1 protein-coding gene is annotated in these 443 nt (G+C 49.2%); it reads left to right on the forward strand.

Annotated elements, in window-relative coordinates; all coding sequences use genetic code 11:
* Positions 1-443: ABC transporter permease subunit (locus tag CVN76_RS01920; protein ID WP_442857531.1), on the forward strand; the 443-nt coding region annotated here is incomplete at both ends.

Consider the following 443-nt stretch of genomic DNA (forward strand, 5'->3'; position numbering starts at 1 on the left):
CCATCAATTTAAGGATCATGGGGGCCTCCAACATCCCTTTGCTGTCCCAGACTACCATCATTACGAAAATCCAGGATGCCTTTGCTGGCACTGGGTTGGACAATATGTTGAATGGTCTTTTATCGATCGTTGGCCTCGGTGACAGCCTGCCGAAAACGTGGTCGGTTTTGATCGTCATGCTGATCATGGCGTTAATCATTCAAGCGGGGATGTCCGCTTTTTTGAAAACGGAGATAGGTCTTGCGTTACGGGCGACGGGGGATAATGAAGCGATGGTCAACAGTTTTTCCGCCCATACCGGCAACATGAAGATTCTGGGGCTTGCAATCGGCAATGCACTTGTTGCTTTCTCCGGATCTCTTGTTGCCCAATATAACGGCTTTAGCGATATTGGCATGGGAATTGGTATCATCGTCATCGGATTGGCCTCCGTCATCATTGGC

The sequence above is a fragment of the Bacillus sp. mrc49 genome, from assembly GCF_002803435.1.